The organism is Ectopseudomonas khazarica, from assembly GCF_017915135.1.
Lineage (GTDB): Bacteria > Pseudomonadota > Gammaproteobacteria > Pseudomonadales > Pseudomonadaceae > Aquipseudomonas > Aquipseudomonas khazarica.
On record NZ_CP068551.1, the window covers coordinates 1,465,162 to 1,484,425 of the forward strand.

A 19,264-nucleotide genomic window follows, 5' to 3' on the forward strand; every position below is an offset into this window, starting at 1 on the left:
ATCGATATAACCGATAACCTATATCTTGATAATCCACTTAACAGATATTGTTGCCGCGAATAAAATGCCGCGCAATCGCGCCGAAGGCGCTGTGCTTCCCGAGGAAAGATCATCATGAGCAATATGAACGTCGAGCGCGTGCTCAGCGTCCACCACTGGAACGATACGCTGTTCAGCTTCAAGTGCACCCGCGATCCGGGCCTGCGCTTCGAAAATGGCCAGTTCGTGATGATCGGCCTGCAGCAGGACAATGGTCGCCCGCTGATGCGTGCCTACTCCATCGCCAGCCCGAACTGGGAAGAGCACCTGGAGTTCTTCAGCATCAAGGTGCCCGACGGTCCGCTGACCTCGCAGCTGCAGCACCTCAAGGAAGGCGACGAGATCATCATCAGCAAGAAGCCTACCGGCACGCTGGTGCTCGATGACCTGAACCCTGGCAAGCACCTGTACCTGCTCAGCACCGGCACTGGCCTGGCGCCGTTCATGAGCGTGATCCAGGACCCGGAAACCTATGAGCGTTTCGAGAAGGTGATCCTGGTGCACGGCGTGCGCTACGTGAACGAAGTGGCGTATCGCGAGTTCATCACCGAGCACCTGCCGCAGAACGAATTCTTCGGCGAGGCCCTGCGTGACAAGCTGATCTATTACCCCACCGTCACCCGCGAGCCGTTCGAGAACCAGGGCCGCCTGACCGACCTGATGCGCAGCGGCAAGCTGTTCGCCGACATCGGCCTGCCGCCGATCAACCCACAGGACGACCGCGCCATGATCTGCGGCAGCCCGAGCATGCTCGACGAGACCGCCGAAGTGCTCGACAGCTTCGGCCTGAAGATCTCCCCGCGCATGCGTGAGCCGGGTGACTACCTGATCGAGCGCGCCTTCGTCGAGAAGTAAGCGCCTCTGGCAAACGAAAAAGCCGCCCATCGGGCGGCTTTTTCGTTGGTGCGCGGCTTACAGGCGCTTGGCGTCGATGATCAGCACCGGCTCGCGGGGGACGTTCTGGTGCATGCCGCGGTTGCCGGTCGGCACCTGGGCGATCTTGTCGACCACCTCCATGCCACGGGTCACCTTGCCGAACACGGCATAGCCGAAGTCACGCGAGCCGTGGTCGAGGAAGGCGTTGTCCTTGTGGTTGATGAAGAACTGGCTGGTGGCCGAGTCGCGTACCTGGGTGCGGGCCATCGCCAGGGTGCCGCGCACGTTGTGCAGGCCGTTGTCGGCCTCGTTCTTGATCGGTGCGTCGGTGTCCTTCTGGCGCAGCTCGGCATCGAAGCCGCCGCCCTGGATCATGAAGCCGGGAATCACACGATGGAACTGGGTGCCGTTGTAGTAGCCGCTGTCCACGTACTTGAGAAAGTTCTGCGTGCTGATCGGCGCCTTGTCGGCGGCCAGTTCCACTTCGATTTCGCCCATGCTGGTGGTCAGCAGTACCTTGGGGTTTTCCGCAGCCAGCAGGCTGGTCGACAGCAGCAGGGCGCCGGCGGCGATAACGAGTTGCTTGAGCATGATGGTCAGTTTTCCTTGTTGGCAGTGGTGTCTGCTTCACCGAGAAAGGCGAGCAGGGCGCTATTGAAGCGTTCAGGTTGATCCAGTGGTGTGGCGTGGCGCGAATTTTCGATCACCAGCAGGCGCGCGTCAGGCATTTCTGCCACGTATTCGCGCTTGCGTTCAACCGGGGTGTAGTCGCGGTCCGCGGTGATGACCAGCGTAGGACAGGTGATGCGTGCGAGGCGTTCCCGCACGCCCCAGCCGATGATCGCGTCGAGACTGGCGAGGTAGGCGCGCTTGTCGTTCTGTGGCCAGCGTTCCTCCACCTTGCGCCGCAGGTCGGCCTGCTCCGGTCTGGGGAACAGCAGCTTGGCGAGGGCCTTGGCGATGCTGTCCAGGCTGAGCAGGCGGGACAGCGTCCAGCGTTTGCCGACCTCCAGCCAGTCCCGTGCACTCCTGGCCTTCACCTCGGGGGCGCTGTTGACGATGGTCAGGCTGCGCAGCAGCTCGGGGCGGTCGACGCCGAGCTGGAAGCCGATCATGCCGCCCATGGAAATGCCCACCAGGTGCACGGCGGGCAGTTGCAGGTGTTCGATCAGCGCGGCCACGTCGTCGGCGAAGTCGGCGATCTTATAGGCCTCGCGCGGCTTGTCCGAGCGGCCATGCCCGCGCACGTCGAGGGCGATGACCCGGTAGTGCGGGCTGAGGGCAGGAATCTGGTACTCCCAGTCGCGCGTACTCGAACCCAGGCCGTGCACCAGCAGCAGCGGCGTACCGTGACCGTAGTCCTCGTAGTGCAGCTGGCAGCCATCGTTGTCGAAGTAGGGCATGGGGCGGCTCTCAGTGGCTGGACTGCGGCGCGGCGAACGGAGCGTCCAGCGGCGCGGCGTCGAAGTTCTTGATCAGTTCGATGAGAATCTGCGTGGCCGGGCCCAGGACCCGGTCCTTGTTGCTGTAGAGAAAGAAGCGAGGCTTGCGCAGGCCGCCCTGGGCCAGCGGCAGGGGCTTGAGCAGGCCCTCCTGCAGTTCACGCGCGATCAGGTGGCGCGGCAGCCAGGCAAAGCCCAGGCCGCTGCTGACGAAGGTCCGCGCGGTTGGCAGGCTGCCCACGGTCCAGCGTTGTTCCGCGCCGAGCCAGCCGGCGTCGCGTGGCTGCAGGCGACCGCTGTCGCGGGTCACCACCTGCATCTGGCCCTCGAGGTCCTGGAAGCTCAGTTCCCGTTGCAGGCGATGCAGGGGGTGCTCGGGGTTGGCCACGGCGACGAATTCCACTTCGCCGAGTTCGATGCCCAGGTGGCCGGTGATGTTCAGGGCGCTGATGGCCAGGTCGGCGGTGCCTTCCAGCAGCACTTCCTCGACCCCGGACAGCACTTCCTCGCGCAGGCGTACGCGGCAGCCACGGCTCTGCGGCATGAAGGCGGTCAGCGCGCGGACGATGTTCGCCGTCGGATACGCGGCGTCGACCACCAGGCGCACCTCGGCCTCCCAGCCCTGTTCCATGTGGTGGGCCAGGTCTTCCAGCTGGCTGGCCTGCTTGACCAGCTGCCGCGAGCGGCGCAGCAGGACGTCGCCGGCCTCGGTCAGCACCGCCTTACGCCCGTCGATGCGCAGCAACGGCACGCCGAGCTGCTCCTGCATGCGCGCCACGGTATAGCTCACCGACGATTGCGAGCGATGCAGCACCTCGGCGGCCTGGGCGAAACCGCCCTGGTCGACCACCGCCTGCAAGGTACGCCACTGGTCCAGGGTTACACGGGGAGCTTTCATGACACTGTCCTGTTACCGGCTGTCATCGCCGGCGATCTCGACCTACACTGGCGCTCCGATGATGGAGAGCACCGATGAAAAAAATCTTCTGCCTGTTGTTCGCCCTGCTGCCCCTGGCTGCCCACGCCTATCCGATCGATGTGGAGAAACAGCTGAACGGCGCCGAGGTATCGGCCACCACTCAGGAAATCGATCACAACATGGCAGCGCTGGTGCTCTACAACTACGGCGAGAGTGAAGCAGAATGCAGCGCCGTGTTCCGCAACGGCCCGGAAGCGCCACGTACGCGGCGAGCCGTGCTGACACCGGGGGCCAGCAACAACATGACGGTGAAGTTCAGCCGCAGCGTGATTCGCCTGCGGGTCGACCTGACCTGTGGCCTGAAGTAACCAGAGCCTAGACCCGGCCCATCCATAAATCAACTTTGTCGATATATGTAAGCGGATATTTGCGCTTTTTAATCGAATGTTGTGGACCTAGTCTGTGCTCCATCGATTCCTACCCACCTCGATGGAGCCTCAGGTATGTCCCGTATTCTCGTGATCGAAAGCAGCGCCCGCCAACAAGGTTCGGTCTCCCGTGAGCTGACCCAGCAATTCATCACCAACTGGCAGGCCGCTCACCCGGCCGACCAGATCCAGGTTCGCGACCTGGCCGTTGACCCGGTGCCGCACCTCGACGCCACGCTGCTGGGCGGCTGGATGACGCCGAGCGAGCAGCAGAGCGAGGCGGAGAAGGCCGCCCTGGCGCGCTCCAATCTGCTCACCGACGAAGTGCTGGCAGCCGATGTGCTGGTGCTGGCGGCGCCGATGTACAACTTCGCCATCCCCAGCACCCTGAAAGCCTGGCTGGACCACGTGCTGCGCGCCGGCGTCACCTTCAAGTACACCGAGACCGGCCCGCAGGGCCTGCTGACCGGCAAGCGCGCCTTCGTGCTGACTGCCCGCGGCGGTATCTATGCCGGCAGTGCGCTGGATCACCAGGAGCCCTACCTGCGCCAGGCGCTGGCCTTCATCGGTATCCATGACGTGCAGTTCATCCACGCCGAAGGCCTGAACCTGGGTGCCGAGTTCAGCGAAAAGGGCCTGGCCCAGGCCAGGGCCAAGGTGGCCGAGGTCGCCTGATCCCACTCTCTCCTGAGCGCCCGCCCACGGGCGTGTTGCGCCGGTCGCTTCGCTACGAGGTAGCCGGCTTTTTTGCATGGCCGGCCGCTCGCTGGCCGGGCATGCATTGTCCGCTGCCGGCGAACGCGCTAAGGTCGCCGCCTTCCTTCGGAGGTGGCTGTGCGATATCTGCTGATAGTGACCCTGCTGTGGGCCTTTTCCTTCAGTCTGATCGGCGAGTACCTGGCCGGTCGGGTCGACAGCTATTTCGCGGTGCTGACGCGCATCGTCATCGCCGGCCTGCTGTTCCTGCCGCTGACCCGCTGGCGCGGTCACGCTCCGGCCTTCGTGCGCAGCATGCTGGTGATCGGTGCGCTGCAGTTCGGCATCACCTACGTCTGCCTGTACCTCAGCTTCTCGGTGCTGACGGTGCCGGAGGTGCTGCTGTTCACCATCCTCACGCCGTTGCACGTGACGCTGATCGAGGATGCGCTCAACCGCCGCTTCAACCCCTGGGCGCTGCTCGCCGCCCTGGTGGCCGTGCTGGGCGCCGGGATCATCCGCTATGACGGGATCAGCAGCAGCTTCCTGCTGGGCTTCCTGCTGCTGCAGGTGGCCAACTTCACCTTCGCCGCCGGCCAGGTGCTGTACAAGCACCTGCTGCTGAAGTTTCCCTCGAGCGAGCCGCAGTACCGGCGTTTCGGCTTCTTCTACCTCGGCGCCTTGCTGATCGCGTTGCCGGCCTTCCTGCTGCTGGGCAATGGCGAGCGGCTGCCGAGCAGCGCCTTGCAATGGGGCGTGCTCGGCTGGCTCGGCGTGGTCGCCTCCGGCCTGGGTCTGTACTGGTGGAACAAGGGCGCCAGCCTGGTCGACGGCGGCACCCTGGCGGTGATGAACAACGCCCTGGTGCCGGCCGGCCTGCTGGTCAACCTGCTGATCTGGAACCATGACGCCGATCTGCTGCGCCTGGCCATCGGTGGCGCGGTCATCGCCCTGTCACTGCCGGTGGCGGGCCTGGGGCGCAGGCCGGCGAGGATTGGCTGATGCAGCTTTCCGGGCGCGGTGTGGCGCTGTCCGTCGGCGCCTCGGTGCTGTTCTCCGTGCTGCCCGGCTACGTGCAATGGCTGACGCCGCTGGACGGCATACAGGTGTTCGCGCAGCGCGTGCTCTGGTCCATTCCGCTGGTGTTGCTGCTGGTGCTGCTGGCCCGGCAGACCGCGCTGCTGCGCGAGACGTTCGTGCGTCTGCGCCGCGAGCCGCTGCTGCTCGCTGCCTGCCCCGTGGCTGCGGCGCTGATCGGCGTGCAGTGGGGGCTGTTCGTCTGGGCGCCGTTGGCCGGCCACATGCTGGAAGTATCCATGGGCTACTTCCTGCTGCCGCTTGCCCTGGTGCTGACCGGGCGGGTGTTCTACGGCGAGCGCCTGCGCCCGTTGCAGCGACTGGCGGTGACCTGCGCCGTGCTCGGCGTGCTGCATGAGCTCTGGCGCACCCAGGCGTTTTCCTGGCTGACGCTGGTGACCGCGCTCGGCTACCCGCCCTACATGATGTTGCGCCGCTGGATGCGTTTCGATGCGCTGTCCGGCTTCGTGCTCGAGATGTTGCTGCTGGCGCCGCTGGCGATCTGGCTGATCGTCGCCCATGGCCCCGTGGATGCCTTTGCCAATCGGCCTGCGCTGTGGTTGCTGGTACCGGGCATGGCGCTGATCGGCACCCTGGCCTTCGCCGCGATGATGGCGGCGAGCCGGCTGTTGCCGCTGGGGCTGTTCGGCATTCTCAGCTATGTCGAGCCGGTGCTGCTGTTCGCCGTCGCGCTGCTGGTGCTGGGGGAGACCTTCGATGCCGGGCAATGGCTGACCTACCTGCCGATCTGGGCAGCCGTATTGCTGGTCGGTTGGGACAGCGCGCGTCTGCTGCGCAAAACGCCGGCCTGAGGTGATCAGGCCGCGTTGATGCGCGAGGGCGACTGCTGCGAGGCGGGGTTCTGCACCTTGTAGTGCACCTGCAGGGTGCCGCTGTTGAAGCGGCGCTGATCGCTGAGCGTGAGGCTGCGCTCCATGCCCGTCGCCAGCAGCGGAATGCCGGCGCCGAGGAGGTGGGGCACCAGGTTGATCACCACTTCGTCGATCAGCCCGGCGGTGTAGCAACTGCCCGCCAGCAGGCTGCCACCGACCAGCCAGACACGCTGGAAGCCGGCTTCCCCCAGGGCGGCGACCGCTTGAGCGGGGGTGCAGTGGGTCAGTTGCACCTCATCCGAGGCGCGTGGCAGGGGCAGGCGGGTGAGCACCACGCAGGGCTTGCCGGGGTAGGGCCAGGCACCGCCGCGCTTGAGCAGCGCCTCATAGGTGCCGCGGCCCATCAGCAACGCATCGATGCCGGAGTAGAAGTACTGGAAGCTGTACTCCTCATCGGCCTGGCGCAGCGAAGCGAACCAGTCGATGTGGCCATCGGGGCGGGCGATGTAGCCGTCCAGGCTGGAGGTGACGTGATAGATCAGTGACGGGCTCATGGTGCGTTCTCGGCTGGCCATCTGACGATTTGAGCGATGCCGTGGAGACAAGTTCGTCAGTGGCCATACCGCTTGTCGGCAGACCGTCGGAAGACCACTCAGTCCAGCACGTTACGCAGGATTTCGTAGACGATGCCCGTCGCGACCGCCACCAGCACCACGTCGGTACCGATCTGCTTCCATTCGTAGCCATCGTAGTGCGGCAGGCGCGCGTTCAGGCGGCTGTCGAAGTTCTTGGCGATGCCCGGCGGCAGCGGCTTGCCGCGAGCCAGGTTCTTGGCGATGCCGGGTGGCAGGGACGAGGTCGGGCCGATCAACTGGCGGTTGTCGCCGAGGACGATACGCACCCGGCCGATATCGACGCTCGGGCCGCGCAGGTCGATCCGCACGTCTTCCTGCTGACCCTGCTGACCCTGCTGGCCTTGGTGAGCCTGCTTACCCTTGCCCGGTGGCGGGCTGGCGAGGACCGGGGAGGCCGCCAGCAGCGCGCAGAGGCTCAAGGCTACCGCTGAGTGAGGCTTCATGAACATGAGAGAGACTCCTCTGGAGTGATATCAATCTGACTCCCGGCGGGTGCGCTCGGTTCCACCCGCCGGTAGGAAAGCGTAGCGGCGAACGCATCGACTATCGTTGGCCGAGTGCAAAGAAATTCGGCCCGGACGCCGGAAACCGTTAGGCTATGCACCGTTTTGTCGATTTCTCGAGGTAGTGCCCCCGTGTTTGCCCAATTCGCCCTGCATGAACGCCTGCTGAAAGCCGTGGCCGAGCTTAAATTCGTCGAGCCGACGCCGGTACAGGCCGCAGCGATTCCTCCTGCGCTGGAGGGCAAGGACCTGCGAGTGATCGCCCAGACCGGCAGCGGCAAGACCGCCGCTTTCGTCCTGCCACTGCTCAACCGCCTGCTCGGCGATGGCAACTCGAAGCAGCGCCTGAGCATCCGTGCGCTGATCCTGCTGCCAACCCGTGAGCTGGCGCAGCAGACGCTCAAGGAGGTCGAGCGCTTCGCCCAGTTCACCTTCCTCAAGGCCGGACTGGTTACCGGCGGCGAGGACTTCAAGGTGCAGGCCGCACTGATGCGCAAGATCGACATCCTCATCGGCACGCCTGGCCGTCTGATCGAACATGCCAATGCCGGCAACCTGCCGCTGGATGAGGTCGAGGTGCTGGTGTTCGATGAAGCCGACCGCATGCTCGACATGGGCTTCGCCGAGGACGCCCAGCGTCTGGCCGAGTCCTGCGGGCCGCACCAGACCCTGCTGTTCTCCGCTACCACCGGTGGCAACGGGCTGCGGGAGATGGTCGCCAAGGTGCTCAAGCAGCCGCAGCACCTGATGCTCAACAGCGTCAGCCAGCTCAACGAAGGCACCCGTCAGCAGATCATCACCGCCGACCACAACTACCACAAGGAGCAGCTCGTCGACTGGCTGCTGGCCAACGAGACCTATGACAAGGCCATCGTCTTCACCAATACCCGGGTGCAGGCCGATCGCCTCTACGGCAAGCTGGTGGCGGCCGGGGTCAAGGCCTTCGTGCTGCATGGCGAGAAGGACCAGAAGGACCGCAAGCTGGCCATCGAGCGCCTGCGCCAGGGCGCGGTCAAGGTCCTGGTCGCCACCGACGTGGCGGCACGCGGTCTGGACGTCGATGGCCTGGACCTGGTGATCAACTTCGACATGCCGCGTTCCGGTGACGAGTACGTGCACCGCATCGGCCGCACCGGGCGTGCCGGTGGCGAGGGCCTGGCGGTGTCGCTGATCTGCCACAACGACTGGAACCTGATGTCGAGCATCGAGCGCTACCTCAAGCAGCGTTTCGAGCGCCGCACCGTCAAGGAACTCAAGGGCGTCTACCAGGGGCCGAAGAACCTCAAGGCCTCGGGCAAGGCCGCCGGCAGCAAGAAGAAAAAGGCCGAGAAGAAAGAGCCGAAGAAAGCCGCCGCGCCCAAGCGCAAGAGCGGCCCGCGCCCGGCGGGCAAACCCTCCGCGCTGGTCAGCGCCGACGGCAGCGCACCGCTCAAGCGCAAGAAGCCGGCCGCGGAGTGATTCCGTAGGGTGGACGACGCTTCACCCGTCCACCGGGCGGTGAGTGCAATGGTGGATGAAAAGAGCGTCATCCACCCTACGTTTGTGTCGTGTGCAGCAGCCGGCGGCGGGGTGATTCCGTAGGGTGGACGACGCTCCACCCGTCCACCGAGCGGTGAGCGCAATGGTGGATGAGAAGAGCGTCATCCATCCTGCGGCCTGTCCTCGTGTTTATTCGACGCCGACGAAACCGCCAGTCTGGTGCTGCCACAGGCGCGCATACAGGCCGCCATGGGCGATCAGCTCGGCGTGGCTGCCGGTTTCGATGACCTGTCCTTTGTCGATCACCACCAGGCGGTCCATGCGCGCGATGGTCGACAGGCGGTGGGCGATGGCGATCACTGTCTTGCCCTGCATCAGGCTGTCCAGGCTTTCCTGGATGGCCGCCTCCACTTCCGAATCGAGCGCCGAGGTGGCTTCGTCCAGCACCAGGATCGGTGCGTCCTTGAGCAGCACGCGGGCAATGGCGATGCGCTGGCGCTGGCCGCCCGAGAGCTTGACGCCGCGCTCGCCCACCTGGGCGTCCATGCCGCGCCCGCCCTGGCTGTCGTCGAGCGTCGGGATGAAGCTGTCGGCGCGCGCCTTGCGTACTGCCTCCCAGAGCTCGTCGTCACTGGCATCGGGCTTGCCGTAGCGCAGGTTGTCGCGGATCGAGCGGTGCAGCAGGGAGGTGTCCTGGGTCACGACGCCGATATGCGCGCGCAGGCTTTCCTGGGTCACCGTGCCGATGTCCTGGCCGTCGATCAGGATGCGTCCGCTCTCCAGGTCGTAGAGGCGCAGCAGCAGATTGACCAGGGTCGACTTGCCGGCCCCCGACGGGCCGACCAGGCCGATCTTCTCGCCGGGGCGGATGTCGATGTCCAGGCCGCTGATCACCCCGCCGCGCTTGCCGTAGTGAAAGTGGATGTTCTCGAAGCGCACGCCGCCGTGCGGCACCTGAATCGGCGTGGCATTCTCGCGGTCGGCGACCTGGCGCGGCTGGACGATGGTCTGCATGCCGTCCTGCACGGTGCCGACGTTCTCGAAGATGCCGTTGACCACCCACATGATCCATTCGGCCATGTTGTTGATGCGGATCACCAGGCCGAGCGCCAGGGCGATGGCGCCGGTGCTGATCAGCGCCTGGCTCCACAGCCACAGCGCCAGGGCACCGGTGCCGACGATCAGCACGCCATTGAGGCAGGTGATGAGAAAGTCCAGGGCGGTGATGGTGCGCGACTGCAGGCGGAACTTGTCGAGCAGGTCCTGCATGGCTTCGCGTGCGTAGCTTTCCTCTTCCTGCGAGTGGGCGAACAGCTTGAGCGTGGCGATGTTGCTGTAGCCATCGACCACGCGCCCCATCACCTTGGAGCGCGCGGCCGAGGCGGCGGCCGAGCGTGCCTTGATGCGTGGCACGAAGTACCACAGCGCGGCGCTGTAGCCGACGATCCACAGAGCCAGCGGCAGCACCAGGCGCAGGTCGGCGGCGGCGAACAGGTACAGCGCGCTGCCGGCGTAGACCACCACGTGCCACAGCGCGTCGATCACCTGCATGGCCGAGTCGCGCAGCGACGGGCCTGTCTGCATCACGCGCTGGGCGACGCGACCGGCGAAGTCGTTCTGGAAGAAGCTCAGGCTCTGCTTGAGTACGTAGCGGTGGTTCTGCCAGCGGATCAGGTTGGTCAGCCCGGGGTTGACCGCCTGGTGCGTGAGCAGGTTGTGCAGGCCGAACACCAGGGGGCGGATGACCAGCGCCACCAGCAGCATCCACAGCAGTGCGTCGCGGTGTTCGGCGAAGAAGCTGCCGGCATCCGTGCTGGCCTGCGCCATGTCGATCAGCTGGCCGAGGAAGCTGAACAGCGCCACCTCGATCACGGCGGCGAAGAAGCCCACGATCAGCACCGCGACCATCAGCGGCCACACCTGTTTCAGGTAGTGGCCGTAGAAGCGCAGCATACCCGGCGGTGGCGCGATGTCCGGGCTGGGTTTGAAGACGTCGATCAACGACTCGAAGCGGCGAAACAACATTGCAGGCATCCTGCCTCGACATGGAGGGACGCCGATAGTACGCCCTTAGTGCGAGCGAGTCTCAGTCAAAAGTGGTTTCTGCAGTTCGCTGGCCCAGGCCAGCAGCGGCACGTCCAGCTCGGGTTGCCAGATGCGCTTGAGCAGCAGGTTCAGGTGCTCGATCTCCCCGCGTTCGAAGGGCAGGCGTGCGATGTGTTCCTGTAGCTGCCAGCGACCGTCGCGCAGGTGGGCGAAATCGAAGCGGAACGGATGGAACCCGGTCATGCCCAGGCGCAGGTCGGTGACGATCAGGTGATCGCCGACCTGGTCATAGCGCAGCACGCCACCGGTGAACCAGTCCAGGCGCTCGTGCATGGCCGAGCCCGCGAGCTGTTCGCGCAGCTGCGTACCGCGTGGCAGGCGCTGCAGGTGCGGCGTGTCGTCGTCGAGCCAGCCGACCAGGGCCTCGTGGTAGTCCTCGCCGTCGAGCACGATCACCCGCCAGAGGAGGGTGTTGAACGGCGTCGGGGTGACGAACAGGCGTTCTGCCTGGATGCCCTGGCGCGCCAGTTCCTGCTCCACGCGCTGTTCGGCCATGAACTTGCCGGTCAGGCTGAAACCGATGTACAGCGTCGACAGGGCCAGGGCGACGGCGGGCACGCGCCAGCTCTGCTCGCGTAGGCCGGTGAGCAGGCTGATGACCACGGCCGTGATCAGCGGCACGGTATACAGCGGGTCGATGATGAACAGGCTGGACCAGGCCGTGGGTGTCGGCATCAGCGGCCAGAACAGCTGCGTGCCATAGCTGGTGAAGGCATCCAGCAGCGGGTGGGTGACGAGCACCAGCCACAGGGTCAGCAGCAGGCGCTGGGCCGAGTAACCGGGATGAGGCCGAAAGCGCCTGGCCAGCCAGGTCAGCAGCAGGGCGAAGCCGCTGAGCACGAACAGCGAGTGGCTGAAACCACGGTGGTAGGTCATGTTGGCCACCGCGTCGCCGTACTCCATGATCACGTCCAGATCGGGTACGGTGGCGAGCATGGCGCCGTAGAGCAGAGCCTTGCGTCCCTGCCAGCGGCCGAGCAGTGCGCCCTGGATGCTGGCGCCGAGTACCGCCTGGGTTATGGAGTCCATCGTGTGCTTCCGCAAGAGTAGAGGCCGCTACGTTAGCCGAGGTGCTGCCGGCGTGGCGTGGGGAAATTTCAAGCAAAGATTACAGACCGCAGAGGTATCCTGATGCGCATGTTCATCCAGAAACCCTGCTCATGCTGATCCTGTCCAACAGCGTCCACCTCCCGCTCGATGAAATCGAGCTGACCGCCATTCGCGCCCAGGGCGCCGGCGGGCAGAACGTCAACAAGGTGTCCAGTGCTGTGCACCTGCGCTTCGACAGTCAGGCTTCGTCACTGCCGCCGTTCTACAAGGAACGCCTGCTGGGGCTTGCCGACAGCCGCGTCACCGCAGACGGCGTGGTGATCATCAAGGCGCAGCAGTACCGCACCCAGGAACAGAACCGCGCCGATGCGCTGGAGCGACTGCTCGAACTCATCCGCAGTGCGGTCAAGGTGGACAAGAAGCGCCGCCCGACCAAGCCGACGCTGGGTTCGAAGAAGCGCCGCCTCGATGGCAAGAGCAAGCGTGGGGCGATCAAGGCGGGGCGCGGCAAGGTGGATTTCTAGCGCGTTGCTCAGCTGCGTCCGGCCAGATAGGTCTGGTAGTCGGGAATGCGGTAGCTGTGCTCGCGCTCCATCAGGCTGCTGCTGAGCAGGTAGTCGGCGCTGCTCTCGTTGCACGCCACCGGAATGTTCCACACCGCAGCGACGCGCAACAGGGCCTTGATGTCGGGGTCGTGCGGCTGCGGTTCGAACGGGTCCCAGAAGAACACCAGCATGTCCACACGCTGCTCGGCGATGCGTGCGCCGATCTGCTGGTCACCGCCCAGCGGGCCGCTGATCATGCTTTCCACCGGCAGCTCCAGGCGCTGGCCCAGCAGCAGGCCCGTGGTGCCGGTCGCCAGCAGCTGGTGCTGGCGCAGCCGCTCGCGCTGGCGCTCGCACCAGTCGAGAAGGAAGCTCTTGCAGTGGTCGTGGGCGACCAGGGCGATGCGCTTGCGAGCGGGCAAGGTCGCCTGGGTGAAGCTGATGCGGCTCATCGGACCTCCTCTTTCAGTTCATGCGCGCCAGGAGCAGGCAGTTGTCCAGCATGCGGTTGGAGAAGCCCCACTCGTTGTCATACCAGGCCATGACCTTGAGCAGCCGGCCGCTGACCTTAGTGTGGTTGGCATCGAAGATCGACGACAGCGGATTGTGGTTGAAGTCGCAGGACACCAGCGGCAGCGCGTTGTAGCCGAGCACCGGCGAGCGTTCGCTGGCCGCCTTGAGCAGGGCGTTGACCTCGGTCGCGTCGGTGTCGCGTTTGACCTGCAGGGTCAGGTCGACCAGCGAGACGTTGATCACCGGCACCCGCACCGCCATGCCGGTGAGCTTGCCCGCCAGCTCCGGCAGGACCAGGCCGACGGCCTCGGCGGCGCCGGTCTTGGTCGGGATCATCGACTGGGTGGCCGAGCGCGCGCGATAGGGGTCGCTGTGATAGACGTCGGAAAGGTTCTGGTCGTTGGTGTAGGCGTGAATGGTGGTCATCAGGCCCTGTTCGATGCCCAGCTCGCGTTGCAGCACCTGAGCCACGGGCGCCAGGCAGTTGGTGGTGCAGGAGGCGTTGGAGATGATCTGCATGGCCGGCGTCAGGACCTCGTCGTTGACCCCGTAGACCAGCGTCGCATCGGCCCCTTTGGCCGGAGCCGAGATCAGCACCTTGCGCGCACCCGCTGCCAGGTGTGCGGCGGCCTTGTCGCGTTCGGTGAACAGCCCGGTGCATTCGAGCACCACATCGACCTGGTGTGCCCGCCACGGCAGGTCGGCGGGGTTGCGGATGGCGCTGACGGCGATGCGGTCACCCTTGATCCACAGGCTTTCGCCATCGACCCGCACCTCCTCGGGAAAATGCCCGTGTACGCTGTCATAGTGCAGCAGGTGGGCATTGATCGCGCTGTCACCCAGGTCGTTGATCGCCACGACCTGCAGCTGCTGGCGGTAGTTCTGGGTATAGAGTGCTCGCAGCACGTTGCGACCGATGCGGCCAAAACCATTGATGGCGATTCGTAGCGTCATGGTGAGGGTCTCGTAATTTTGTTGTTAGAATTACAAGATTATTCCCGTTGCCGTGGAAATCAAGCCCAATCAGTGGCAGAATTTTGTTGTAAATATAAATATGCGCTAGCTGTTAACCTGGAGATTCCTCATGCATCCCCGTGTTGTCGAAGTGACCGACCGTCTTATCCAGCGCAGCCGAGCCACGCGCCAGCGCTACCTCGAGATGATTCGCACGGCGGCCAGCGAAGGGCCGCAGCGCGGCAAGCTGCAGTGCGCCAACTTCGCCCATGGCGTTGCCGGTTGCAGCGGGCACGACAAGCAGACGCTGCGGCTGATGGATGCGGCCAACGTCGCCATCGTGTCCGCCTACAACGACATGCTGTCGGCGCATCAGCCGTATGAGCGGTTCCCCGAGCAGATCAAGCAGGCCCTGCGCGAGCTGGGTTCGGTCGGGCAGTTCGCCGGTGGCGTGCCGGCCATGTGCGACGGCGTCACGCAGGGCGAGCCGGGCATGGAACTGGGTATCGCCAGTCGCGAAGTGATCGCCATGGCCAGCGCGGTGGCGCTGTCGCACAACATGTTTGATGCCGCGCTGTACCTGGGGGTCTGCGACAAGATCGTTCCGGGCCTGCTGATGGGCGCGCTGCGCTTCGGTCACCTGCCGTCGCTGTTCGTCCCGGCAGGGCCGATGACCTCGGGCCTGTCCAACAAGGAAAAGGCCGATGTGCGGCAGCGCTACGCCGAGGGCAAGGCGAGCCGCGACGAGCTGCTCGCGGCGGAGATGGCGGCCTACCACGGGCCGGGCACCTGCACCTTCTACGGCACCGCCAACACCAACCAGTTGCTGATGGAAGTGATGGGACTGCATCTGCCGGGCGCCTCCTTCATCAATCCGGGCACGCCGCTGCGTGATGCCCTGACCCGCGAGGCCGCGCAGCAGGTCACGCGCCTGACCCGGCAGAGCGGCCAGTTCATGCCCATCGGCGAGATCGTCGACGAGCGCTGCCTGGTCAACTCCATCGTCGCCCTGCACGCGACGGGCGGCTCGACCAATCACACCCTGCACATGCCGGCCATCGCCCGTGCCGCCGGGATCCTGCTGACCTGGCAGGACATGGCCGACCTGTCCGAGGTGGTGCCGACCCTGGCGCACGTCTACCCCAACGGCAAGGCCGACATCAATCACTTCCAGGCTGCCGGTGGCATGGCCTTTCTCATCCGCGAACTGCTGGATGCCGGCCTGCTGCATGAAGAGGTCAATACCGTGGCCGGGCGCGGCTTGTCGCGTTACACCCGCGAGCCCTTCCTCGAAGCCGGCAAGCTGGTATGGCGTGACGGGCCGAGTGCGAGCCTCGAGGAAAGCGTGTTGCGTCCGGTGGCCCGGCCCTTCTCGGCCGAGGGTGGCCTGCGCCTGATGCAGGGCAACCTGGGGCGTGGGGTGATGAAGGTGTCTGCGGTGGCGCCGGAGCACCAGGTGGTCGAAGCGCCGGCGCTGGTCTTCGAGGACCAGCTGGAGCTGGTGGAAGCCTTCAAGGCCGGCCGGCTGGAGCGCGATTTCGTTGCCGTGGTGCGCTTTCAGGGACCGCGCAGCAACGGCATGCCGGAGCTGCACAAGATGACGCCTTACCTCGGTGTGCTGCAGGACCGGGGGTTCAAGGTGGCGCTGGTGACGGACGGGCGCATGTCCGGCGCCTCCGGCAAGATCCCGGCGGCCATTCATGTGTGTCCGGAAGCGTTCGACGGCGGGCCGCTGGCGCGGGTGCGCGATGGCGACGTGCTGCGTGTCGATGGTCGCAGCGGTGAATTGCTCCTGAAAGTCGCAGACGCCGAGCTGGCTTCCCGTGAACTGGCGGCCAGGCCGGCGCCGGCCAGTGGCTGCGGGCGCGAGCTGTTCGCCTTCATGCGTCACAACTTCAGCACGGCGGAGCAGGGCGCCAGCGCCTTCACCGAGAGCCTCGAATCCTTGACCTGAACAGGGGCGGTGGGCAACGCGAAGCGTGTCCACCGCCTGTCCGGGTGGTGGATGAAAGACGCGTCATCCACCCGGCGGGTTATCAGATGCCTTGCGGAATCTCTTCGCCGCCCAGTGCGGTGAACAGCTCCGGGAGGAACTCCACCAGGGTCATCATCATCAGCACGAAGCTGGCATCCTGCTGGGCCAGGGCGTCATCGCCACCGTCCTGCTCGGCCTGCTCCTGCAGGACGTCCTCGAAGCGCAGGCGCTTGATGGTCAGCTTGTCGTCGAGCACGAACGACAGCTTGTCCTGCCAGGCCAGCGACAGCTGGGTGACCTGCTTGCCGGTGGACAGGTGCAGCTGGATTTCCTCGCTGGTCAGGTCCTGGCGCTTGCAGCGCACCACGCCACCGTCTTCGTGGGTGTCGCGCAGCTCGCACTCGTCGAGCACGAAGAAGCCCTCGGCGGCACTCTGGTTCTTCAGCCAGTCGGTCAGGGTGGCGGTCGGTGCGATCTTCACCGACAGCGGGCGTACCGGCAGCGAGCCGATGGCCTCGCGCAGGGTGGAGAGCAGGTCCTCGGCTTTCTTGGCGCTGGCGCTGTCGACCAGGATCAGGCCCTGCTTCGGCGCGATGGCCGCGAAGGTGCCGGACTTGCGGATGAAGGCGCGAGGCAGGAAGGCCTGGACGATCTCGTCTTTGATCTGATCGCGCTCCTTCTTGTACACCTTGCGCATCTGGGTGTTCTCGATCTCGTCGACCTTCTCCTTCAGCGCGTCACGCACCACCGAGCCTGGCAGGATGCGCTCTTCCTTGCGCGCGCCGATCAGCAGGAAATCACCGCTGACATGCACCAGCGGGGCATCGGTACCCTTGCCGAAGGGTGCGGTGAAGCCGTAGGTGGTCAGCTCCTGGCTGGCGCAGGGACGGGCCTGTTTGCCGGACAGTGCGGCTTCCAGCGCGTCGGCGTCGAACGGGATGTCCTGAGTGAGGCGGTAGACCAGCAGGTTACGAAACCACATGAGCAGGTGACTCTCCATTGGTGTTGATGTCGCGGGGTGGCGCCATCCGTGAACCTTTCCCGCATGAGAAAGGAGGCGCACCGCGACGGATGAAGGTGATGGACAGGGATTCGTCCACTCGGCACAGAGCGCGCATTATTCTCCGCTGGCGGGCTCAGGCCAACCCTGACCACGGTGCGTCGAGAAAATTCGCTGGTCTCACCTAAGTTCTTGCTGGGCCGGTAAATTTTTTTGCAAAGAGGGCTTGCCAAGGTGCGGATCGCTCTCTAGAATGCGCCCCACTTCGAGAGCGAATGGGTGGTTAGCTCAGCCGGGAGAGCATCTGCCTTACAAGCAGAGGGTCGGCGGTTCGATCCCGTCACCACCCACCAATCTCGCAGTTACGCGCAGCGGTAGTTCAGTCGGTTAGAATACCGGCCTGTCACGCCGGGGGTCGCGGGTTCGAGTCCCGTCCGCTGCGCCATTCTTCTCCTCGCTTCATCCCCTCCTGTGACAACGCTTCGGCGCCCGCCGAATCTCTTCGAAAAAATCCTTTGTTTGCTTGAACTTATGCGCATTGCACGGCTCCTATGCCGTAGCCAGTGATCGCGGCGTACTGCTAAGCTCGCGCTTTCACACGACGGCCTTCGGGCGCATCTACAAGGAACAAGCATGAAACAGCATCGTTTGGCGGCAGCGGTTGCCCTGGTGGGCCTGGTGCTTGCCGGTTGCGATTCGCAAACCAGCGAAGTCGAACTCAAGAGCCCCGCGCAGAAAGCCTCCTACGGCATCGGCCTGAACATGGGTCGCAGTCTGTCCGAGGAAGGCATGGACGATCTGGATTCCAAGGCCGTCGCCCAGGGCATCGAAGACGCGCTGGCGAAGAAGGAGCCGCGCATCAAGGACGAGGACATGATCGAGGCCTTCTCCTTCCTGCAGAACCGTGCGCAAGAGCGCATGACCGCGCTGAACAAGGAAGCGGCCGAAGCCGGCAAGAAATTCCTCGAAGAGAACGGCAAGCGTGAAGGCGTCGTGACCACGCCGTCCGGCCTGCAATACGAAGTGATCAAGAAGACCGACGGCGCGCAGCCGAAGGAAAGCGACGTGGTGACCGTTCACTACGAGGGCAAGCTGACCGATGGCAGCGTCTTCGACAGCTCCGTCGCACGTGGCAGCCCCATCGACCTGCCGGTCGGCGGCGTGATCCCGGGTTGGGTCGAAGGTCTGCAGCTGATGCACGTGGGTGAGAAGTACAAACTGTACATCCCCAGCGAGCTGGCCTATGGCGAGCAGAGCCCGTCCCCGGCCATTCCGGCCAACGCGGTGCTGGTGTTCGACCTGGAGCTGATCGGTATCAAGGATCAGGCGGCAGAACCGGCTGAGCCAGCCGAGCCGGCAGCGCAGTAACACTGCATGGCTTCATGACAACGCCCCGTCTTGACGGGGCGTTGTCGTTTCCGGGCCTTGGCTGGCACCTGCAGTGTTACGCTTATGCACATTGTGGGAAAGGTTCCTAACAAGCGTGCGCTACCCTTGCAAGCTGTTCATGTCAATCGGCAACTCGTTGATTTTCATGGATTTTATGGGCTGTATAAAAAATGCCCGATCTGAGCCAAGGCCCCATGCCACGGGGCTTTGATAAGCTTGTCGAAAGTCTTTGCACAGATTTATCCACAGCTTCGGTGGATAAGCGAAGCAAGCCCAGGCAGCGCCTGGCTTGCCGAGGAGGTCCGATGAAAACCCCGTGGAAACTGACGCGTTACCTGCCGCTGGCGGCCCGTTTTCTTCGTGAGGGGCGGCTGCCTGAGTTGCTGCGCGCGCTGGGTGACAAGCGCACCCCGCAGGGCCAGCGCTTCGCCGCGCTGAAGGATGACCTGCAGCTGTTGCGCGCGCTGAGCCTGGCCTGGTTCAAGGGGGAATACCGGCAGATCAGCCGCCAGGCGTTGCTGATGGTGGTCGCCGCGCTGCTGTATTTCATCACCCCGCTGGACGCCATTCCCGACTGGCTGGTGGGGGTGGGCTTCGTCGATGACCTGGCCGTGCTGGCCTGGGTGATGCGCACTTGGCAGGGGGAACTCGAGGCATTCAAGGCCTGGCGTGCCAGGCAGGCCCCGGAGAAGCTGGCGCTCATCGAGCACCTGCCGGCCGAGCCGTTGCATTCCTGATCGCGGGCGCCTGTGTGGCGAGACGCGGCGCGCTGCGTGGAGTGTCTGCACGGATCACGCCCCAGGCG

The 19,264-nt window shown here is 65.0% G+C and carries 20 protein-coding genes and 2 tRNA genes; 12 read left to right on the forward strand and 10 right to left on the reverse strand.

Features of this window, described 5'->3' with window-relative positions; translation table 11 throughout:
* Window positions 1-114: 114 nt before the first annotated feature.
* Window positions 115-894: a ferredoxin-NADP reductase gene (gene fpr / locus JLK41_RS06735; RefSeq protein ID WP_037047321.1), complete on the forward strand. Its 780-nt coding sequence runs from the start codon at window positions 115-117 to the stop codon at window positions 892-894.
* Between the two features lie 57 nt (window positions 895-951).
* On the opposite strand, the gene JLK41_RS06740 is transcribed toward fpr, so the two are convergent.
* The 3 genes from JLK41_RS06740 to JLK41_RS06750 are packed head-to-tail and all read right to left on the reverse strand — an operon-like array spanning window position 952 to window position 3,255.
* Window positions 952-1,506, reverse strand: coding sequence for a peptidylprolyl isomerase (locus tag JLK41_RS06740; RefSeq protein ID WP_037047323.1), 555 nt, complete (start codon window positions 1,504-1,506; stop codon window positions 952-954).
* Window positions 1,507-1,511: 5 nt separating this feature from the next.
* Window positions 1,512-2,318 carry an alpha/beta fold hydrolase gene (locus JLK41_RS06745; RefSeq protein WP_175253148.1) on the reverse strand — a complete coding sequence of 269 codons (807 nt, stop codon included), beginning with the start codon at window positions 2,316-2,318 and terminating at the stop codon, window positions 1,512-1,514.
* A gap of 10 nt (window positions 2,319-2,328) precedes the next feature.
* Window positions 2,329-3,255 carry a PA3225 family LysR-type transcriptional regulator gene (locus tag JLK41_RS06750; RefSeq protein WP_037047327.1) on the reverse strand — a complete coding sequence of 309 codons (927 nt, stop codon included), beginning with the start codon at window positions 3,253-3,255 and terminating at the stop codon, window positions 2,329-2,331.
* A 74-nt stretch (window positions 3,256-3,329) separates the two neighbouring features.
* Between JLK41_RS06750 and JLK41_RS06755 the strand changes: the two genes are divergently transcribed.
* The 4 genes from JLK41_RS06755 (at window position 3,330) to rarD (ending at window position 6,289) form a co-directional block, all read left to right on the forward strand.
* Entirely contained in the window at window positions 3,330-3,644 is a 315-nt protein-coding gene (locus JLK41_RS06755) for a hypothetical protein (protein WP_037047329.1), read from the forward strand.
* A gap of 135 nt (window positions 3,645-3,779) precedes the next feature.
* Window positions 3,780-4,379 carry an FMN-dependent NADH-azoreductase gene (locus tag JLK41_RS06760; RefSeq protein ID WP_175253149.1) on the forward strand — a complete coding sequence of 200 codons (600 nt, stop codon included), beginning with the start codon at window positions 3,780-3,782 and terminating at the stop codon, window positions 4,377-4,379.
* Window positions 4,380-4,538: 159 nt separating this feature from the next.
* A complete protein-coding gene (locus JLK41_RS06765; RefSeq protein ID WP_210390641.1) occupies window positions 4,539-5,402 on the forward strand; it encodes a carboxylate/amino acid/amine transporter in 864 nt (287 codons plus the stop codon).
* Window positions 5,402-6,289, forward strand: a complete 888-nt coding sequence (rarD, locus tag JLK41_RS06770; RefSeq protein WP_037047335.1) for an EamA family transporter RarD — start codon at window positions 5,402-5,404, stop codon at window positions 6,287-6,289. Before JLK41_RS06765 ends, rarD begins: the two co-directional genes overlap by 1 nt.
* Window positions 6,290-6,294: 5 nt before the next feature.
* Here rarD and JLK41_RS06775 read toward each other — a convergent pair whose 3' ends face one another.
* Window positions 6,295-6,864, reverse strand: coding sequence for a dihydrofolate reductase family protein (locus tag JLK41_RS06775; RefSeq protein ID WP_037047338.1), 570 nt, complete (start codon window positions 6,862-6,864; stop codon window positions 6,295-6,297).
* A gap of 98 nt (window positions 6,865-6,962) precedes the next feature.
* On the reverse strand, window positions 6,963-7,394 hold the full coding sequence (locus JLK41_RS06780; protein WP_210390642.1) for an anti-virulence regulator CigR family protein: 432 nt from the start codon (window positions 7,392-7,394) through the stop codon (window positions 6,963-6,965).
* Window positions 7,395-7,580: 186 nt separating this feature from the next.
* On the opposite strand from JLK41_RS06780, the gene JLK41_RS06785 reads away from it, so the two are divergent.
* On the forward strand, window positions 7,581-8,906 hold the full coding sequence (locus JLK41_RS06785) for a DEAD/DEAH box helicase (protein WP_037047343.1): 1,326 nt from the start codon (window positions 7,581-7,583) through the stop codon (window positions 8,904-8,906).
* A 210-nt stretch (window positions 8,907-9,116) separates the two neighbouring features.
* Here the strand turns inward: JLK41_RS06785 and JLK41_RS06790 are convergent, their stop codons facing one another.
* Window positions 9,117-10,952 carry an ABC transporter ATP-binding protein gene (locus tag JLK41_RS06790; protein WP_210390643.1) on the reverse strand — a complete coding sequence of 612 codons (1,836 nt, stop codon included), beginning with the start codon at window positions 10,950-10,952 and terminating at the stop codon, window positions 9,117-9,119.
* Between the two features lie 45 nt (window positions 10,953-10,997).
* Complete coding sequence (locus JLK41_RS06795; protein ID WP_210390644.1) at window positions 10,998-12,062, reverse strand: metal-dependent hydrolase; 1,065 nt, start codon at window positions 12,060-12,062, stop codon at window positions 10,998-11,000.
* A 131-nt stretch (window positions 12,063-12,193) separates the two neighbouring features.
* Between JLK41_RS06795 and arfB the strand changes: the two genes are divergently transcribed.
* On the forward strand, window positions 12,194-12,607 hold the full coding sequence (arfB, locus tag JLK41_RS06800; protein WP_037047351.1) for an alternative ribosome rescue aminoacyl-tRNA hydrolase ArfB: 414 nt from the start codon (window positions 12,194-12,196) through the stop codon (window positions 12,605-12,607).
* An 8-nt stretch (window positions 12,608-12,615) separates the two neighbouring features.
* Here arfB and JLK41_RS06805 read toward each other — a convergent pair whose 3' ends face one another.
* Together JLK41_RS06805 and gap are read right to left on the reverse strand one after the other, a co-directional pair.
* The gene (locus JLK41_RS06805; RefSeq protein ID WP_134677377.1) at window positions 12,616-13,080 is read right to left on the reverse strand and encodes a methylglyoxal synthase; all 465 of its coding nucleotides are present in this window, start codon (window positions 13,078-13,080) and stop codon (window positions 12,616-12,618) included.
* Window positions 13,081-13,093: 13 nt separating this feature from the next.
* The gene (gene gap, locus JLK41_RS06810) at window positions 13,094-14,095 is read right to left on the reverse strand and encodes a type I glyceraldehyde-3-phosphate dehydrogenase (RefSeq protein WP_175253154.1); all 1,002 of its coding nucleotides are present in this window, start codon (window positions 14,093-14,095) and stop codon (window positions 13,094-13,096) included.
* A 130-nt stretch (window positions 14,096-14,225) separates the two neighbouring features.
* On the opposite strand from gap, the gene edd reads away from it, so the two are divergent.
* Window positions 14,226-16,049 (forward strand): phosphogluconate dehydratase, encoded by a 1,824-nt coding sequence (gene edd, locus JLK41_RS06815; RefSeq protein WP_175253155.1) that lies wholly within the window; start codon window positions 14,226-14,228, stop codon window positions 16,047-16,049.
* 82 nt (window positions 16,050-16,131) lie between these two features.
* Here edd and rdgC read toward each other — a convergent pair whose 3' ends face one another.
* On the reverse strand, window positions 16,132-17,052 hold the full coding sequence (gene rdgC / locus JLK41_RS06820; protein ID WP_210390645.1) for a recombination-associated protein RdgC: 921 nt from the start codon (window positions 17,050-17,052) through the stop codon (window positions 16,132-16,134).
* A 295-nt stretch (window positions 17,053-17,347) separates the two neighbouring features.
* On the opposite strand from rdgC, the gene JLK41_RS06825 reads away from it, so the two are divergent.
* From JLK41_RS06825 to JLK41_RS06840, 4 genes are all read left to right on the forward strand, one after another.
* Window positions 17,348-17,423 (forward strand) — tRNA-Val (locus JLK41_RS06825).
* A gap of 15 nt (window positions 17,424-17,438) precedes the next feature.
* Window positions 17,439-17,515: transfer RNA gene (locus tag JLK41_RS06830), tRNA-Asp, on the forward strand.
* A 188-nt stretch (window positions 17,516-17,703) separates the two neighbouring features.
* On the forward strand, window positions 17,704-18,438 hold the full coding sequence (gene bamJ / locus JLK41_RS06835) for a BamJ family beta-barrel-assembly machinery protein (protein ID WP_134677383.1): 735 nt from the start codon (window positions 17,704-17,706) through the stop codon (window positions 18,436-18,438).
* 326 nt (window positions 18,439-18,764) lie between these two features.
* On the forward strand, window positions 18,765-19,196 hold the full coding sequence (locus tag JLK41_RS06840) for a YkvA family protein (RefSeq protein ID WP_037057442.1): 432 nt from the start codon (window positions 18,765-18,767) through the stop codon (window positions 19,194-19,196).
* The last annotated feature ends 68 nt before the right edge of the window (window positions 19,197-19,264 follow it).

Bases quoted from the DNA above. Each gene is read 5' to 3' on its own strand.
- fpr (WP_037047321.1), top strand. From the start codon at position 115: ATGAGCAATATGAACGTCGAGCGCGTGCTCAGCGTCCACCACTGGAAC.
- JLK41_RS06740 (WP_037047323.1), bottom strand. From the start codon at position 1,506: ATGCTCAAGCAACTCGTTATCGCCGCCGGCGCCCTGCTGCTGTCGACC.
- JLK41_RS06745 (WP_175253148.1), bottom strand. From the start codon at position 2,318: ATGCCCTACTTCGACAACGATGGCTGCCAGCTGCACTACGAGGACTAC.
- JLK41_RS06750 (WP_037047327.1), bottom strand. From the start codon at position 3,255: ATGAAAGCTCCCCGTGTAACCCTGGACCAGTGGCGTACCTTGCAGGCG.
- JLK41_RS06755 (WP_037047329.1), top strand. From the start codon at position 3,330: ATGAAAAAAATCTTCTGCCTGTTGTTCGCCCTGCTGCCCCTGGCTGCC.
- JLK41_RS06760 (WP_175253149.1), top strand. From the start codon at position 3,780: ATGTCCCGTATTCTCGTGATCGAAAGCAGCGCCCGCCAACAAGGTTCG.
- rarD (WP_037047335.1), top strand. From the start codon at position 5,402: ATGCAGCTTTCCGGGCGCGGTGTGGCGCTGTCCGTCGGCGCCTCGGTG.
- JLK41_RS06775 (WP_037047338.1), bottom strand. From the start codon at position 6,864: ATGAGCCCGTCACTGATCTATCACGTCACCTCCAGCCTGGACGGCTAC.
- JLK41_RS06780 (WP_210390642.1), bottom strand. From the start codon at position 7,394: ATGTTCATGAAGCCTCACTCAGCGGTAGCCTTGAGCCTCTGCGCGCTG.
- JLK41_RS06790 (WP_210390643.1), bottom strand. From the start codon at position 10,952: ATGTTGTTTCGCCGCTTCGAGTCGTTGATCGACGTCTTCAAACCCAGC.
- JLK41_RS06795 (WP_210390644.1), bottom strand. From the start codon at position 12,062: ATGGACTCCATAACCCAGGCGGTACTCGGCGCCAGCATCCAGGGCGCA.
- arfB (WP_037047351.1), top strand. From the start codon at position 12,194: ATGCTGATCCTGTCCAACAGCGTCCACCTCCCGCTCGATGAAATCGAG.
- JLK41_RS06805 (WP_134677377.1), bottom strand. From the start codon at position 13,080: ATGAGCCGCATCAGCTTCACCCAGGCGACCTTGCCCGCTCGCAAGCGC.
- gap (WP_175253154.1), bottom strand. From the start codon at position 14,095: ATGACGCTACGAATCGCCATCAATGGTTTTGGCCGCATCGGTCGCAAC.
- edd (WP_175253155.1), top strand. From the start codon at position 14,226: ATGCATCCCCGTGTTGTCGAAGTGACCGACCGTCTTATCCAGCGCAGC.
- rdgC (WP_210390645.1), bottom strand. From the start codon at position 17,052: ATGTGGTTTCGTAACCTGCTGGTCTACCGCCTCACTCAGGACATCCCG.
- bamJ (WP_134677383.1), top strand. From the start codon at position 17,704: ATGAAACAGCATCGTTTGGCGGCAGCGGTTGCCCTGGTGGGCCTGGTG.
- JLK41_RS06840 (WP_037057442.1), top strand. From the start codon at position 18,765: ATGAAAACCCCGTGGAAACTGACGCGTTACCTGCCGCTGGCGGCCCGT.